The sequence below is a fragment of the Allocatelliglobosispora scoriae genome (assembly GCF_014204945.1).
In the GTDB taxonomy this organism is placed as follows: Bacteria; Actinomycetota; Actinomycetes; order Mycobacteriales; family Micromonosporaceae; genus Allocatelliglobosispora; species Allocatelliglobosispora scoriae.
This window is the reverse complement of record NZ_JACHMN010000001.1, coordinates 1,310,208-1,325,986: the sequence shown is the minus strand read 5'-3', so window position 1 is coordinate 1,325,986 and position 15,779 is coordinate 1,310,208. Positions and strand designations below refer to the sequence as shown.

Annotated in this window: 10 protein-coding genes; 9 read left to right on the top strand and 1 reads right to left on the bottom strand. The window is 70.9% G+C overall.

Features of this window, described 5'->3' with window-relative positions; translation table 11 throughout:
* Window positions 1-3: 3 nt before the first annotated feature.
* Window positions 4-1,053, bottom strand: coding sequence for a LacI family DNA-binding transcriptional regulator (locus F4553_RS05905; RefSeq protein WP_184833028.1), 1,050 nt, complete (start codon window positions 1,051-1,053; stop codon window positions 4-6).
* 264 nt (window positions 1,054-1,317) lie between these two features.
* On the opposite strand from F4553_RS05905, the gene F4553_RS05900 reads away from it, so the two are divergent.
* The 9 genes from F4553_RS05900 to F4553_RS05860 all read left to right on the top strand — a co-directional run bounded on the left by F4553_RS05900 (window position 1,318) and on the right by F4553_RS05860 (window position 15,779).
* Window positions 1,318-2,862, top strand: a complete 1,545-nt coding sequence (locus F4553_RS05900) for a sugar ABC transporter ATP-binding protein (protein ID WP_184833026.1) — start codon at window positions 1,318-1,320, stop codon at window positions 2,860-2,862.
* Complete coding sequence (locus tag F4553_RS05895) at window positions 2,859-3,827, top strand: ABC transporter permease (RefSeq protein ID WP_184833024.1); 969 nt, start codon at window positions 2,859-2,861, stop codon at window positions 3,825-3,827. The genes F4553_RS05900 and F4553_RS05895 overlap by 4 nt, the downstream gene beginning before the upstream one ends.
* Window positions 3,824-4,909, top strand: a complete 1,086-nt coding sequence (locus F4553_RS05890) for an ABC transporter permease (protein ID WP_184833022.1) — start codon at window positions 3,824-3,826, stop codon at window positions 4,907-4,909. Before F4553_RS05895 ends, F4553_RS05890 begins: the two co-directional genes overlap by 4 nt.
* Before the next feature lie 101 nt (window positions 4,910-5,010).
* The gene (locus F4553_RS05885) at window positions 5,011-5,985 is read left to right on the top strand and encodes a substrate-binding domain-containing protein (protein WP_184833020.1); all 975 of its coding nucleotides are present in this window, start codon (window positions 5,011-5,013) and stop codon (window positions 5,983-5,985) included.
* Window positions 5,986-6,103: 118 nt separating this feature from the next.
* Window positions 6,104-7,270, top strand: a complete 1,167-nt coding sequence (gene rhaI / locus F4553_RS05880; protein ID WP_221469705.1) for an L-rhamnose isomerase — start codon at window positions 6,104-6,106, stop codon at window positions 7,268-7,270.
* 6 nt (window positions 7,271-7,276) lie between these two features.
* On the top strand, window positions 7,277-9,343 hold the full coding sequence (locus F4553_RS05875) for a bifunctional aldolase/short-chain dehydrogenase (RefSeq protein WP_184833016.1): 2,067 nt from the start codon (window positions 7,277-7,279) through the stop codon (window positions 9,341-9,343).
* Between the two features lie 43 nt (window positions 9,344-9,386).
* Entirely contained in the window at window positions 9,387-10,832 is a 1,446-nt protein-coding gene (locus F4553_RS05870) for an L-fucose/L-arabinose isomerase family protein (protein ID WP_184833014.1), read from the top strand.
* Window positions 10,829-12,328, top strand: coding sequence for a rhamnulokinase (locus F4553_RS05865; protein WP_184833012.1), 1,500 nt, complete (start codon window positions 10,829-10,831; stop codon window positions 12,326-12,328). The genes F4553_RS05870 and F4553_RS05865 overlap by 4 nt, the downstream gene beginning before the upstream one ends.
* Before the next feature lie 88 nt (window positions 12,329-12,416).
* Window positions 12,417-15,779 carry an alpha-L-rhamnosidase-related protein gene (locus F4553_RS05860; RefSeq protein WP_184833010.1) on the top strand — a complete coding sequence of 1,121 codons (3,363 nt, stop codon included), beginning with the start codon at window positions 12,417-12,419 and terminating at the stop codon, window positions 15,777-15,779.

Here is a 15,779-nt window from a genome sequence, read left to right as displayed (position 1 = left end):
CGGTCAGCCCTTCCGTGGAACGGGTGTGGCCCGCGCCCGCTTGCGGGTGGTCGGGGCGCTCGACTCGCGGACGATCAGCTCCGGGCGGAAGACCACGTGCCGGTGCTCGTGCAGCTGCGGTTCGTTCGCCTCCTCCAGCAGCAGTTGGGTGGCGGCGCGGCCGAGCTGCTCGCGCGGCTGGCGCACCGAGGAGAGCGGCACGGCCGCGGCGGCGGCGAAGTCGATGTCGTCGTAGCCCACGATGGCCACGTCGTGCGGCACCTGCACCCCGCGCATCGTCATCTCCTGCAGCACGCCGAGCGCGAGCAGGTCGTTGGCGCAGAAGACCGCGGTGGGCCGGGTCTCCACGGGCAGGTCGGCGATCTCCTTGCCCGCGCGGCGCCCGGCCGCGACGGTCAAATTCGAGGTGGGTACGACCTGGAGCTCCTCCCCGCCGACGAGCGCCGAGACCAGCCCGGTGTGCCGGTCGGTGACCTGGGGCAGCGAGAACGGACCGCCGATGAAGGCGATCCGCCGGTGCCCCTGCTCGACCAGGTGCGCACCGGCGAGCTGGCCGCCGAGCACGTCGTCGACCGCCACCGAGCAGCGGTTGTGGCGACCGGAGCCCCGGTCGACCAGCACCACCGGGATGCCGCGCTCGATGAGCTGGTCCAGCCGCGCGTCGACGGAGTTGTCGACGGGGGTGATGAGCACGCCCAGCACCCGCTGCTCCTCGAGCACGTCGAGGTGGCGGCGTTCGCGGGCGGCGTCCTCACCGCTGTTGAAGATCATGATGTTGACCCCGCGGTCCTCGCCCGCCGTCTCGGCGCCGCGCAGCACGTCGGTGAAGAAGGGGTTGGCCAGGTCCAGCGCCACCACGGCGATGGTCTTGCTGCGGCCGGCGCGCAGCTGCCGCGCGGAGTCGTTGCGCACGTAGCCCAGCTCCGCGATCGCCGCCAGCACTCGCTGCCGGGTCGTGGCGGCCACCATGGCGGGATGGTTGAGCACGTTGCTCACCGTCCCGATGGAGACGCCGGCCCGCTGGGCGACCTCCTTGATATTGCTGGTGGCCATGGCTCCTCGAAGTGTTCGGTGCTGCGCTCGCCACTGTCCGGAGTGTCCGGACGGGCTGTCGCGCTCATTGTCGCTGGCGGCTTCACCCTACGCAGGAAATGAAACGTGTCAACTGTCGTTCAACGGCGAAGGTCTCAATTTAGCGCTGGCCGGAGCATTCCCGAAACAAGTGATTGACAGTCGCGCAACGGGATCGTAGCGTTCGAGCCCGGCAAGCTAGAAACGATTCAATCAAGGTTTCAGTCCAGCGAGGGGAGGTAGGCAGTGGGCACCGACGACGACCAGACAGCGGTTCTGCTCCAGGTCGACCGGCTGACCGTGGAGTTCCCCGGCGTCCGCGCCCTGGACGACGTGCACTTCGACGTCCGGCCCGGCGAGGTGCACGCCCTGGTGGGCGAGAATGGCGCGGGCAAGTCCACGCTGCTCAAGGTGCTCGGCGGCCTGCACCGGCCCAGCGCCGGTGAGATCCGGCTGAGCGGGAGCACCTACCGGCCGCGCCGGCCCGCCGACGCCCTGCACGCCGGCATCGCGGTGATCTACCAGGAGTTCAACCTCTACCCCGACCTCACCGTCGCGGAGAACGTGTTCTCCGGCCGCGAGCCCTACCACCCGCTCACCCGCGGCATCGACTACGCGCAGATCAACCGCCGGGCCGCCGAGCTCTTCGAGGTGCTGGGCGTGAGCATCGACCCGACCGCCACCGTCGGCACGCTGACCGTTTCCGAGCAGCAGCTCGTCGAGATCGCGAAGGCGCTGTCGGTGGACGGCCGCATCATCGTGATGGACGAGCCCACCGCGGCGCTCTCCGCCGACGAGGTGACCCGCCTGCTCGACGTGGTCCGCCGACTCCGGTCCGAGGGCCGCAGTGTGGTCTACGTCAGCCACCGCCTCGACGAGGTCTTCGCCGTGGCGGACCGGGTCACCGTGCTGCGCGACGGCCGCCACGTGCGCACCGCCGAGATCACCGCGACCGACCAGGAAGAGCTGGTGCGGCTGATGGTCGGCCGCGACATCTCCTCGGTCTTCCACCGCGAGGAGGTCCAGGAGGGCGCGCTGGTGCTGGAGCTCGACGGCGTCAGCGCCGGCCGCCAGCTGCGCGGCATCTCGCTGAAGGTGCGGGCGGGGGAGATCGTCGGCATCGGCGGCGTCGCCGGTGCGGGCCAGCCGGAGCTGTCGCAGGTCATCTTCGGCGCGCTGGCGGTCTCCGCGGGCGCGATGACGATGGACGGCAGGGCGTACAAGCCGAAGAGCCCGGCCGACGCGATGGCCGCCGGTGTCGGTTTCCTGCACGAGGACCGCAAGGCCGCCGGCATCCTGCCCGACCTGTCGGTGCGCGACAACCTGACCATCTCGGTGCTGCACCGGGTGCGCGCCGCCGCCACCCGGCTGCTGTCCCCGGCGGCGCAGACCGCCGTCTTCGCCGACTACCGCAAGCGGCTGGCGATCCGGACCACCGGTCCCGACCAGCTCATCGGCCAGCTCTCCGGCGGCAACCAGCAGAAGGTCCTCTTCGGGCGGGCGCTCGCACCGGGCGGGCGGCTGCTCATCCTCAACGAGCCCACCCGCGGCGTCGACATCGGCGCCAAGGTGGAGATCCACCACCTGATCAACGAGGTCACCGCCGACGGCACCGCCGTACTGATGATCTCCAGCGACCTGCCCGAGCTGCTGGGCGTCAGCGACCGTGTCTACGTGCTCGCCGCCGGCGAGATCGTCGGGCACCTGGAAGGCCAGGACCGCACCGAGGAGAACGTCATCGCCTGCGCCACCACCGGGCGCCGAATCTTCTCGGAGGTGAGCGCGGCATGACCGACGCGCTGCGCAAGGCCCCGCTCGCGCTGCCGCTGCTCGCCGTGGCGCTGGTGCTCGCCGTCACCACCAACAGCTTCCTCACCGTCGGCAACCTGGAGAACGTGCTCGTCGCGGCGGCGATCGTGGCCATCCCCGGACTCGCCATGACGTTCTGCCTGGCGATGGGCGAATTCGACCTCTCCATCGGCTCGACCGTCTCGCTCGCCGGGGTGGTGTGCTGCTCCTCGATCATCGACGGGATGCCGGCGCTGCTCGCCATGGCGCTGGCGCTCGTCGTCGGCGCGGTGATCGGGCTCGCCAACGGACTGGTCGTCACCAAGCTCGGCGTCACACCGTTCATCGCCACGCTCGCCACCCTCGTCATCGTGCGCGGCCTGTCCCTGGCCTACACCGACGGGCACGACCAGATCGTCAGCTCGGCGGCGCTGAAATACCTGGTGGGCGGGCGTCCGCTGGGCGTACCCATGCCGATCCTGCTGGCCGTGCTCTGCACGGCGCTGGCCTGGTGGACGGTGAACCGCACCCGCTTCGGCCGCTGGGTCTGCGCCGTCGGCTCCAACCGCGAGGCGGCCCGGGTTTCCGGCCTGCCGGTGGACCGGATCCGGATCGCGGTCTACATGCTCGTCGGCGTGGCCGGCGGCTTCTGGGGCCTGCTCATCTCCAGCCAGTTGCAGAAGGGCAACGGGCAGCTGGGCATGGGCTTCGAGCTCGACGCGATCACCGTGGTCGTGCTCGGCGGCACCGCGCTGCTGGGCGGCCGAGCCTCGGTGATCGGCACCCTGCTCGGCGCGGTGCTGATCGAGACGATCCGCAACGGGCTGAACCTGCTCAACACCCCGCCGGCCTTCCAGCGCATCAGCGTCGGGCTGCTGCTCATCGCCGCGCTCGCGCTGCTGGGGCTGCGCCGCCGGACCGTCAAGGCCGCACCGGTCCCCGTCACCGTCAGGGAGGCTGCCGCATGAGCACCACGACCGAGACCAGCACGCCGGTGGAGCCGCCCCGACAGCCGGGCCAGGACCGGGCACCCATGGCGCGCCCGTCCCTGGGCCGGCTCTGGGACACCTGGGGCGTCACCGCGATCCTGCTGATCCTGCTCGCGCTGACCCCGCTGTTCGCCCCGGACTTCATGGAGCTCGAGAACCTGCAGTCGGTGCTGCGGGAGAGCGCCTACCTGGGCATCGTCGCGGCGGGGATGACCTTCGCCATCGCCAGCGGCGCGTTCGACCTGTCGGTCGGCGGGCAGCTGGCCCTGGTCAGCGTCGTCACCCTGATGGCCTACTCGGCCGGCGGCACCGCCGCCGCGATCGGTGCGGCGGTCGCGACCGGGCTCGCCTGCGGGCTGGTCAACGCCGGGCTGATCACCAGGCTGCGGGTGCCCCCCTTCGTGGCGACGCTGGGCACGCTCTTCGTCTTCCGCGGGGTGGCCTACATCCTGACCCAGGACGGGCCCAAGACCCTGCCCTACGACCAGATCGACTCGCCGTTCGTGAAGATCGGCGGGCTCAACGTGGCGGGCCTGCCGCTGCCGTTCGTCATCATGCTCGCGGTGTACGGCGCGGCCTGGATCATCCTGCGCCGCACCGCCACCGGCCGCCGGATCCTGTCCTACGGGTCGTCCCCGGCGGCGGCACGGTTCTGTGGCATCTCGGAGAACCGCATCCGAGTCATCGTCTTCGCCCTGGTGGGAGTGAGCGTCGGCATCGCCGCGCTGACATACATCACCCGGGTGTGGACCGCCGACGGTTCGGCCCAGGACGGGTTCGAACTCAAGGTGATCGCCGCGGTCGTCCTCGGAGGCACCAGCCTCAAGGGCGGCAAGGGCACTCTGATCGGCACCTTCTCCGCGGTGCTGCTGGTCAGCGTGCTCAACGATGTCCTCGTCAGTCAAGGGGTGCCGTCGGCATACCAGCGCATCGTGCTGGGCTGCGTGCTGATCGTCGCCCTGACCATCGACGGGTTGCGGACCCGCTTCGCCGTACCGGGCTCCTTCCGGCGCGCGGTGGCGGGCCTGGCCGCGCGACCGTCCGCGTCGGGCGGGGCGTGACAGCACACCGGAGCCGGGTGCCCACCTGCGTTCCAGCTATCGCAATCGCAATTTGAAACGAATCAACCACCTCCCGATCCATACCGAAAGGAACCTCCGCGATGTTGAAGAAGGGTCTTCTCCCGCTCGCCCTCGTCGGCGCGCTGGCCCTCGCAGGCTGCTCGGACTCCAACAAGACGGGCTCTGACGCCCCCAAGGACGACAAGGTCGTGGTGGGCTTCTCGGTCTACGACATGCAGTACGAGTTCTTCCAGAAGATGGAGGCCGGCACCAAGGCCGCCGTGCTCGCCAAGGGCTGGGAGTACAAGCTGCACGACGAGAAGAGCGACGAGAACGAGATGGTCACCGGCGCCCAGGCGCTCATCGACCAGGGCGTCGACGTGCTGATCATCAGCCCGTTCAAGCCCAGCGCGCTCGGCCCGATCATCGCCAAGGCTAAGGCGAAGAACGTCCCGGTCATCGTGGACGACATCGGCGGCGGCGGCGCGCCCTACGATGCGATCGTCATCTCCGACAACGCCGGCGGCGGCAAGCTCGCGGCCGAGTTCATGGCGAAGCAGATCGCGGCGAACGGCAAGACCAGCAAGAACGTCGCCTCGATCACCTGCGAGCCGTCGGCCGTCTACGCCGCCCGCCGTAACGCCGGCTTCAAGGAGGCGATCGAGGGCCTGGGCTTCAAGGTCGTCGCCGAGCTCTCCGGCAACTCGAAGGCCGAAGAGGGCTACAAGGTCATGAAGGACATCCTGGCCAAGAACCCCGACGTCGCGGGCGTCTTCTCCTGCAACGACCCGATGGGTGTCGCCGCCGCCAACGCGGTCAAGGACGCCGGTAAGAACCCGGTCACCGACATCGTCACCGTCGGCTTCAACGCCGACCCCGAGGCGCTCACCGCCATCAAGGCCGGCGGCCTCGCCGCGACCGTCGCGCAGGACCCCACGGCGATGGGCGCGCTCACCGTGAAGCTCGCCGAGCAGGCGCTCGCCAAGACGGCGATCACCTTCGGCAACGCCGCCGAGCGCGAGGTCTTCAACCCGGTGAAGCTCGTCAACAAGGAGAACGTCGACTCCGTCAAGTAATCCACCCCTCGCTGGGCGCGGGTGGGCGGCACCTGCCACCCGCGCCCGGCGTCGGCGGCCGGGCGCGGCGCGCTCTGCACGCCAGCGACATCCGCCGCAGCAGCACAGGAGATAGATGATGAACGACCACGCCGCTGTCAAAGCCGCCCTGCGCGCCATGCGTATCGAGACGCCATCGTGGGCGTACGGCAACTCGGGCACGAGATTCAAGGTCTTCGCGCAGGCGGGGGTTCCCCGCAACGCGTACGAGAAGGTCGCCGACGCGGCGATGGTGCACCGCCTGACCGGCGTGGCGCCCAGCGTGGCGCTGCACATCCCCTGGGACCGGGTCGACGACTTCGCCGACCTGACCCGGTTCGCCGCCGACCAGGGCATCGCGCTCGGTGCGATCAACCCCAACGTCTTCCAGGAGAACGACTACAAGCTCGGCAGCGTCTGCAATCCCGACGCGCGCGTCCGCCGCAAGGCGATCGACCACCTGCTGGAGTGCGTGGACATCATGGACGTCACCGGTTCGTCGGTGCTGTCGCTGTGGTTCGCCGACGGCACCAACTACGCCGGGCAGGACTCCATCGCCGTCCGGCAGGACCGGCTCGCCGACGCCCTGCGCGAGGTCTACGACCGGCTCGGCGCCGACCAGCGGATGCTGGTCGAGTACAAGTTCTTCGAACCGCACTTCTACACCATGGACGTGCCCGACTGGGGCACCTCGTTCGCGCACTGCATGGCACTGGGCGACAAGGCCCAGGTGCTGGTCGACACCGGCCACCACGCGCCGGGCACCAACATCGAGTTCCTGGTGACCGTGCTGCTGCGCTTCGGCAAGCTCGGCGGCTTCCACTTCAACAGCCGCAACTACGCCGACGACGACCTGATGGTCGGCGCGGCGGACCCGTTCCAGCTCTTCCGCATCGCCCACGAGCTGGTGCGCGCCGACGTGATCCGGCCCGACTCCGGGGTGGAGTACATGCTCGACCAGTGCCACAACCTCGAGGCGAAGGTGCCGGCGCTGGTCCGCTCGGTCCTCAACGTCCAGGAGGCCGTCGCGAAGGCCCTGCTCGTCGACGCCGACGCGCTCGCCACCGCGCAGCAGGCCGGTGACGTGCTCGCCGCGCACGGCGTCCTGATGGACGCGTTCGCCACCGACGTCCGCCCGCTGCTGGCGGAGCTGCGCGAGGAGATGGGCATCGACCCGGACCCGATCGCCGCCTACCACGCCTCCGGCTACCAGCGCAAGATCGAATCCGAACGAGCCGACGGCCAGCAGGCCGGATGGGGAGCCTGACCAGCGATGAGCACAGCAGACAGCGACACCTCGACCGCTGACCTCTCCACCCCCGCCGAGCTGGTCGCCCGGTCGCGCCGCCTCGGCGCCGACCCGCGCAACACCAACTTCGCCGGGGGCAACACCTCCGCCAAGGGCACCGGCATCGACCCGGTGACCACGGACCCGGTGGAGCTGCTGTGGGTGAAGGGTTCCGGCGGCGACCTGGGCACGCTGACCGAGTCCGGGCTCGCGGTGCTGCGGCTGGACCGGCTGCGCGCGTTGGCCGGGTCCTACCCCGGGGTGGAGCGCGAGGACGAGATGGTCGCCGCGTTCGACCACTGCCTGCACGGCCGCGGCGGGGCCGCCCCGTCGATCGACACCGCGATGCACGGACTGGTCGACTCCGCGCACGTGGACCACCTGCACCCGGACTCGGGCATCGCGTTCGCGACCGCCGCCGACGGTCCGAAGCTGACCGAGGAGTGCTTCGGCGACCGCGTGGTCTGGGTGCCCTGGCGGCGACCGGGCTTTCAGCTGGGCCTCGACATCGCCGAGATCAAGCGGGCGAACCCGCAGGCGATCGGCGTGATCCTCGGTGGACACGGCATCACCGCGTGGGGCGACACCAGCGACGGGTGCGAGGCGAACGCGCTGGAGATCATCCGCACCGCGCAGGCCTTCATCGACGAGCGAGGCCGGCCGGAGCCCTTCGGTCCGGTGCTCGCGGAGTTCTCGGCACTGCCCGAGGCGGAGCGCCGGGAGCGGGCCGCCGCACTCGCCCCGGTGCTGCGCGGGCTCACCTCCACCGACCGCGCCCAGGTCGGCCACTTCACCGACAGCGACGTGGTGCTGGACTTCCTGTCCCGGCAGCGCCTCGGCGAGCTGGCGGCGCTGGGCACCTCGTGCCCGGACCACTTCCTGCGTACCAAGGTGCGCCCGATGGTCCTCGACCTTCCGCCCACGGCGCCGCTCGCGGACACCATCGCCCGGCTGAGCGAGCTGCACGCCGCCTACCGGGAGGACTACGCCCGCTACTACACCGACCACGCCGAGCCCGACTCGCCGCCGATGCGCGGTGCGGACCCGGCCATCGTGCTGGTGCCGGGCGTCGGCATGTTCTCCTTCGGCGCGACCAAGCAGACCGCGCGGGTGGCCGGGGAGTTCTACACCAACGCGATCAACGTGATGCGCGGCGCGGAGGCGATCTCCACCTACGCCCCGATCGACGAGCGGGAGAAGTTCCGCATCGAGTACTGGGCCCTGGAGGAGGCGAAGCTCGCCCGGCTGCCCAAGCCGAAGCCGCTCGCCGCGCGGATCGCGCTCGTCACCGGCGGCGGATCCGGCATCGGCCGGGCCATCGCGCACCGGCTCGCCGCCGAGGGCGCCTGCGTCGTCGTCGCCGACCGCGACGGCGAGGCCGCCACCCGGGTCGCCGCCGAACTCGGCAGCGAGGACACCGCGATCGGCGTCGTCGCCGACGTCACCGACGCCGCCGCGCTCGCCGTGCTCGTCCGGGCCGCCTGCCTCGCCTTCGGCGGGCTCGACCTCGTCGTCAACAACGCCGGGCTGTCGGTCTCCAAGCCGCTGCTGGAGACGACCGAGGCCGACTGGGACCTGCAGCACGACGTGATGGCCAAGGGCTCGTTCCTCGTCTCCCGGGAGACCGCACGGGTCATGATCGCGCAGGGGATGGGCGGCGACATCGTCTACATCTCCAGCAAGAACAGCGTCTTCGCCGGTCCGAACAACATCGCCTACAGCGCGGCCAAGGCCGACCAGGCCCACCAGGTCCGGCTGCTCGCGGCTGAACTCGGCGAGCACGGCATCCGGGTCAACGGCGTGAACCCCGACGGCGTCGTCCGCGGGTCGGGGATCTTCGCCGGTGGCTGGGGCGCGAAGCGGGCGGCCGTCTACGGGGTTCCCGAGTCCGAGCTGGGCGCCTACTATGCCCAGCGCACCCTGCTCAAGCGCGAGGTGCTGCCCGAACATGTGGCGAACGCCGTGTTCGTGCTGACCGCGGGCGAGCTGTCGCACACCACCGGTCTGCACGTGCCGGTCGACGCCGGGGTCGCCGCGGCGTTCCTGCGCTGACCCGGCGCCCGTCCCACCCGACCAGTCTCGAAGGAGAGATCAGATGACAAGCACGGACGCCCCTTCGATCCCGCTGACGCGGGTGCCCGCCCGGCCGGTCCGGGTCGGCCTGGTCGCGGGTGGGCTGGGTGCCTACTGGCCGCAGTTCCCCGAGCTGCTGCCGCAGCTGGAGGCGAGCGCCCGCGAGGTGAGCCGACGGCTGGGCGGGATCGGCGCGCACGTCACCGACGTCGGGTTCATCTCCGACGCGCAGGAGGCGGCGAAGGCGGGGGAGCGGCTGCGGGTGGCGGGCTGCGACATCGTCGTGGTCTTCATGACGACCTACATGACCGCCACGATGGTGCTGCCGATCGCCCAGCGGACCGGCGTGCCGGTGCTCTTCATCAACCTGCAGCCGACCGAGGCGATGGACCACCCGGCCATGACGACCGGGACGTGGCTCGCCTACTGCGGGGCGTGCCCGCTGCCGGAGGTCGCCAACGCGCTGCACCGGTCGGGGATCGAGTTCCGGTCGGTCTCGGGCTACCTCGCCGACGAGCGGGCCTGGGGCAAGATCACCGGCTGGGTCAAGGCGGCGGGCGTACGCGCATCGCTGCGCGAGTCCCGGCACGGGCTGATGGGCCACCTCTACCCCGGCATGCTCGACGTGTCGACCGACCTCACCATGGTCAGCGCCCACTTCGGTGGGCACATGGAGGTCGTGGAACTCGACGACCTGCGGGTCCGGGTCGCCGCCGTGACCGACCGGCAGCGCGCGGACAAGCTGGCTCAGGCACACGAGATCTTCGAGATCGCCGACTCCGTCGTCACCGAGGACCTGGAGTGGGCCGCCACCGTCGCGTGTGGACTCGACGCGATGGTGGCCGACTTCGACCTGCACTCGCTCGCCTACTACCACCGGGGTCTCGACGGCGAGCTGCACGAGCGCCTCGGTGCCGGGCTGATCCTCGGTGCGTCGCTGCTCACGGCCCGGGGCATTCCGGCGGTGGGCGAGTACGAGCTGCGTACCAGCCTCGCCATGCTCATCATGGACCGGCTCGGCGGCGGCGGCTCCTTCACCGAGCTGCAGGCGCTCAACTTCCGCGACAACGTCGTGGAGATGGGCCACGACGGCCCGGGCCACCTCGCGATCAGCGACCGCCGCCCGCTGCTGCGCGGGCTCGGCGTCTATCACGGCAAGCGCGGCTGGGGGGTGTCGGTGGAGTTCACCGTCGCGACCGGCCCGGTGACGCTGCTCGGCGTGGGGCAGCGCCGCGACGGCAAGTACGTGCTGGTCGCCTCCGAGGGCACCGTCGTCGACGGCCCCGTGCTTGCCATCGGCAACACCACCTCGCGGGTCGACTTCGGCTGCCACCCCGGCGACTGGACCGACACCTGGAGCGCGAGCGGAGTCGGCCACCACTGGGCGCTGGGCACCGGCCACCGGGTGGCGGAGCTGCGCTGCCTCGCGGAGCTGCTGGAGATGGAATTGGTGGTCGTCCAGCCATGACGACCTCCCGCGCGGTGACGGTGGCCGCAGCGGACCTCGGCGCGTCCAGCGGCCGGGTGATGCTCGCCCGGGTCGGCCCGGACCTGCTCGACCTGACCGAGGTACACCGGTTCGGCAACCAGTCGGTCCAGCTCGGCGGCACGCTGCACTGGGACGTGCTGGGGCTCTACCGGGGCGTCCTCGACGGGTTGCGCGCGGCGGGCATCGCCGCGCGGAGCAGCGGCGGGCTCGACGGCATCGGCATCGACTCGTGGGCGGTCGATTACGGGCTGCTCGACGGCACCGGCGCACTGGTCGGCAACCCGGTGTCCTATCGGGACCGGCGCACCGAGGGCGTGATGGGCAAAGTGCTCGCCCAGGTCGGCGCCGAGCACCTCTACGCGGTGACCGGGCTGCAGAACCTCCCTTTCAACACCATCTACCAGCTCGTCGCCGCGCGGGAAACACCCGCCGCGCAGGCGGCCCGCCGAATGCTGCTCCTGCCGGACCTGCTCGCCTACTGGCTGACCGGCGAGGAAGGCGCGGAGATCACCAACGCCTCCACCACGGGGCTGCTCGACGCCCGCTCCGGCGGCTGGGCGACCGACCTGATCACCGGTCTGGGCTTGCCTCCAAAGATCTTCCCGCCGCTACGTCGTCCCGGCGACTGGGTCGGTCTGCTCCGGCCCGATGTGGCGGTCGAGACCGGCTTGGACGAGGACGTCCCGGTGCTCGCGGTCGGCTCGCACGACACGGCTTCGGCGGTGGTCGGCGTTCCGGCGGAGGGCGACCGCTTCGCCTACATCTCCTGCGGCACCTGGTCGCTGGTCGGGGTGGAGCTCGATGCCCCGGTGCTCACCGACGCCAGCCGTCAGGCCAACTTCACCAACGAGGCCGGCGTCGACGGCACGGTGCGCTACCTGCGCAACGTCATGGGCCTGTGGCTGCTGCAGGAGTGCCTGCGCACCTGGCAGGCGCAGGGCTCGCCGGCCGACCTGGAGACGCTGCTGCGCGAGGCCGCCGCCCAGCCGCCCTTCGCCAGCGTGGTCGACCCCGACGACCCGGTGTTCCTGCCGCCGGGGGACATGCCCGCGCGGATCGCGGACTACTGCTCGCGCACCGGTCAGCCGGTGCCGTCGTCGCGGGCGGCGATGGCCCGGGCCATCCTGGAGAGCCTGGCGATCGCGCACGCCCGTGCGGTTCGGCAGGCGCAGGAGCTGTCCGGACGCTCGGTCGAGGTGGTCCACATGGTCGGCGGGGGATCGCGCAACGAGCTGCTCTGCCAGCTCACCGCGGACGCGTGCGGGCTGCCGGTCACCGCCGGGCCGGTGGAGGCGACGGCGCTGGGCAACGCGCTGGTCCAGGCGCGGGCGCTGGGCGCGGTCTCCGGCGGGCTGAGCGACCTGCGGTCGCTGCTGCGCAAGCACAACCCTCTGCGGGGGTACGCGCCTCAGTCCACCCGGGGGCGCGACGGTAGTACCGCATGGGCGCGGGCGGAGGCGCGGGTCCACGGCTGAGGCCGCAGTTCGACCGCACTTTTGAAACGATTCACCACTGTTCTACAGCGTTCCCTGCACCGTCCTTCCGTCCCTGGAGGTCGTCTCGATGGTCCGCACGCCAGCACGTCTCCTCTCCCTTCTCGTCAGTACCCTCCTTCTCGGCGGCACGGTGCTGTCCGGCACCACCACCGCCCAGGCCCACTCCGCCCTGTCGGCCGACCCGCAGCCGGCGGGCTTCGCCGTCGGTGCGCGCTGGATCTGGACCGCGTCCAGCAGCGCCGACCAGTGGGTCGCCTTCCGCAAGACCGTCGACCTGACCGCCGCTCCCAGCTCGGCGCTGACCAGCATCGCGGTCGACTCGAAATACTGGCTGTGGGTCAACGGCACCCTGGTCACCTTCGAAGGCGGCCTCAAACGCGGGCCCAACCCCACCGACACCTACTACGACGAGAAGGACCTCGCGCCCTACCTGACGGCCGGGCGCAACACGATCGCGATCCTGGCCTGGAACTTCGGCAAGGACGGCTTCTCGCACAAGAGCAGCGGCCAGGGCGGCCTGCTCGTGCAGTCCGACATCGTCGTCGGCGGCACGACCGCCCGGGTGGTCAGCGACAGCTCCTGGCGGGCGGTCAACCACCCCGGCTACCAGCACGAGACGACCGGCACCCAACCCAACTACCGGCTGTCGGAGTCCAATGTCTACTACGACGCCCGCACCGCCGGGCCGATGGCCAACTGGCAGTCAGGCTCCTTCACCGACACCTCCTGGGCCACCGCGACCGATAAGGGCGCCGCCGGAGCCGCGCCGTGGAACGCGCTGGTCAAGCGGCCCATCCCGGCGTTGCGGTTCAGCGCGCTGCGCGACTACGCCAACGCCGCCTCGCTGCCGACACAGGGCAACGGCGGCGTGATCAGCGCCAAGCTGCCCTCCAACATCCAGGTCACGCCCTACCTCAAGGTGAACGCCCCGGCGGGCCTGACCATCGGGGTGCGCACCGACCACTACAACGACGGCGGCGAGGCCAACGTCCGGGCCACCTACGTCACCACCGGCGGCGTCCAGGAGTTCGAGGCGCTCGGCTGGATGAGCGGCACCGCCGTGGAGTACACCGTCCCCGCCGGGGTCACGATCACGGCGCTGCAGTACCGGGAGAGCGGCTACGACACCGACATGGCCGGCTCCTTCACCAGCAACGACGCGTTCTTCAACACGCTGTGGACCAAGGCCGCGCGCACCATGTACCTGAACATGCGCGACAACTACTTCGACTGCCCGACCCGCGAGCGCGCCCAGTGGTGGGGCGACGTGGTCAACCAGCTCAAAGAGGGCTTCTACACCTTCGACATCCGCTCCCAGGACCTGGGCCGCAAGGCGATCAACGAGCTGACCGCCTGGCAGAAGACCGGCGGCGAGCTCTACTCCCCGGTCCCGGCCGGCAGCTGGAGCAGCGAGCTGCCCACGCAGATGCTCGCCTCGGTCTGGTCGCTGTGGACGTTCTACACCTACACCGGGGACTCCGTCACGGTCGGCAACGCCTACCCGGAGGTCAAGAAGTACCTGAACCTGTGGACGCTCGACGCCGACGGGCTCGTCAACCACCGGGCCGGGAACTGGGACTGGGAGGACTGGGGCGCCAACATCGACGCCCGGGTGCTCGACAACGCCTGGTACTACCTGGCATTGGACACCGCGATCAAGATGGCGCAGCTGACCGGCAACACCGGTGACGTCGCCGGGCTGCAGGCGAAGCGGACCAGCATCGCCAACAACTTCAACCGGGTGCTGTGGCGTCCGGCGCAGGGGGAGTACCGCTCGCCCGGCTACGGCGGCGACACCGACGACCGCGGCAACGCCCTCGCCGTGGTGGCCGGACTGGCCGCGCCGTCGACCTACCCGGCGATCGTCAACGTGCTGGGCGCCCACCAGAACGCCAGCCCGTACCTGGAGTTCTACGTGCTGGAGGCGCTCTACCTGATGGGAAACCCGGCCGCGGCCGAGGCCCGGATGCGCTCGCGTTACGCCTCCCAGGTCAGCGACCCGGGCTACACGCTGTGGGAGCTGTGGAGCAAGGGCGGCGGCGGGACCGACAACCACGCCTGGAACGGCGGCCCGCTCTACGTGCTCTCCGCCTACGCCGCGGGGGTCCGACCGACGCAGCCCGGGTACGCGGCCTACCAGGTCACGCCGCAGGTCGGCGGGTTCAGCTCGCTCGACGTGGCGGTGCCGACGGTGAAGGGGACGATCGACGTCGAGCTGAGCCGTCCGTCGGGCACCCAGGCGAGCCTGAAGGTGGTCTCCCCGGCGGGCACCACGGCGTCGATCGGCGTACCGAAGCTCGGCATGAGCGCGGTGACGATCACCGCCAACGGCACCACCGTCTACACCGGCGGCGCGCCCACCGGCAGCGTGGCCGGGCTGGCCTACCAGAGCAGCGACGCGAACTTCGTCTACTTCACCGCCGCGCCGGGCACCTGGATTTTCGGCGAGACCGGCACCGGCGGCACCGTCCCCGGCGCGGGCAACATCGCCCAGGGCAAGCCGGTGACGAGCAACAACTCGCTGGAGAACAGCGACTGGGGTCGGGCGAGGCTGACCGACGGCACCCTGAACAGCGTCGCCGGCTCGCGCGGCTACACCAGCGACTACACGCTGAACCCCGATGTCAGCGGCGCACCGGTCTGGGTCGAGGTCGACCTCGGCGCCGACACCGACCTGGACGCGCTGCGGCTCTTCCCGCGTACCGACACCACCGCCACCGGCGGGGGAACCCCGGGCTTCCCGGTGGACTTCACGATCCAGGCAAGAGCCAACGGCGCCGGCTCCTACACGACGGTCCGCACGGTGACCGGGCAGGCCAATCCGAACGGGGTGCCGCAGACCTACGGCTTCACCCCGACCCGGGCCCGCTACCTGCGCGTGCAGGCCACCAGGCTGGGCGCGCCCGCGCACGACGAGGCGGGCGTCTACTACCGGCTGCAGTTGGCCGAACTCGCCGTGCCGCCCGCGCACACCGTGGTCACCGCGAGCGACACGCTGGAGAACGGCGACTGGAACCGGGCCTTCGCCTTCGACGGCACCACCACCAGCGTCGGCGGGGCGAAGGGCTACACCAGCAACGAGTTCCCCGGGCCGGCCGTCGGCGGGGTATGGGTCGAGCTGGACCTCGGCGTCGACCGTCCGATCTCGACGCTGACGCTCTTCCCGCGGACCGACACGGCCGCGTCCGGAGGCGGCACCGCGGGCTTCCCGGTCGACTTCACCATCGCCACCAGGGCTTCGGGCAGCGGGACCTACACCACCGTCCGCACCGTCACCGGGCAGGCCAACCCCAACGGGACGGCGCAGTCCTACGTGCTGACCGCCACCACCGCCCGCTACGTACGGGTCCTCGTCACCCGGCTGGGTACCCCCGCCGCCGATGAGCCGACCCGGTTCCGTTTTCAGCTGGCCGAGCTCCGGGTCGGCTGA

Excerpts from the sequence above, each read along its gene's own strand:
- F4553_RS05875 (WP_184833016.1), top strand. The coding sequence starts at position 7,277 with ATGAGCACAGCAGACAGCGACACCTCGACCGCTGACCTCTCCACCCCC.
- F4553_RS05865 (WP_184833012.1), top strand. The coding sequence starts at position 10,829 with ATGACGACCTCCCGCGCGGTGACGGTGGCCGCAGCGGACCTCGGCGCG.
- rhaI (WP_221469705.1), top strand. The coding sequence starts at position 6,104 with ATGAACGACCACGCCGCTGTCAAAGCCGCCCTGCGCGCCATGCGTATC.
- F4553_RS05860 (WP_184833010.1), top strand. The coding sequence starts at position 12,417 with ATGGTCCGCACGCCAGCACGTCTCCTCTCCCTTCTCGTCAGTACCCTC.
- F4553_RS05890 (WP_184833022.1), top strand. The coding sequence starts at position 3,824 with ATGAGCACCACGACCGAGACCAGCACGCCGGTGGAGCCGCCCCGACAG.
- F4553_RS05895 (WP_184833024.1), top strand. The coding sequence starts at position 2,859 with ATGACCGACGCGCTGCGCAAGGCCCCGCTCGCGCTGCCGCTGCTCGCC.
- F4553_RS05905 (WP_184833028.1), bottom strand. The coding sequence starts at position 1,053 with ATGGCCACCAGCAATATCAAGGAGGTCGCCCAGCGGGCCGGCGTCTCC.
- F4553_RS05885 (WP_184833020.1), top strand. The coding sequence starts at position 5,011 with ATGTTGAAGAAGGGTCTTCTCCCGCTCGCCCTCGTCGGCGCGCTGGCC.
- F4553_RS05870 (WP_184833014.1), top strand. The coding sequence starts at position 9,387 with ATGACAAGCACGGACGCCCCTTCGATCCCGCTGACGCGGGTGCCCGCC.